This window comes from Candidatus Terasakiella magnetica, from assembly GCF_900093605.1.
GTDB lineage: Bacteria > Pseudomonadota > Alphaproteobacteria > Rhodospirillales > Terasakiellaceae > Terasakiella > Terasakiella magnetica.
Genome location: NZ_FLYE01000029.1, coordinates 1 through 369 on the forward strand (window position 1 = coordinate 1; position 369 = coordinate 369).

Sequence of the window (369 nt, forward strand, 5' to 3'; positions counted from 1 at the left end):
CTGTCGCTGCCATGATAATCATCATTAGGCGTATAGGTTACTCTGCCATGCGCATTGAAGGTCACTTCACCATTCGCAGGCGTGGTGACGCTTGTGACCTCACCGCCATCAATGATGGTGTCGTTGGTCAGTACATTGATGGTTTTTGAGCCATCTTCCGTGAGCGTGGCGGCGTCATCTGTGAGTGTGTTATCCACATCGGCACAGTTAATGGTGGCGGATTGCTCAACGACCTCTGTGCCATCAGTGACCTTAAAGTCGATGCCTTCAAGGCCTTCTTCACTTGAGATAATCGTCCAGGTGCCATCGCCATTATCGGTAATGGCAAGGTTGGTGCCGCCCGTGACTTCAGTGACCTCAAGACTATCG

General features: G+C 51.5%; 1 protein-coding gene. It reads right to left on the bottom strand.

Translation table 11 applies throughout. The features are described from left to right. Positions 1–369: Ig-like domain-containing protein (locus tag MTBPR1_RS18150; protein ID WP_165602661.1), on the bottom strand; the 369-nt coding region annotated here is incomplete at both ends.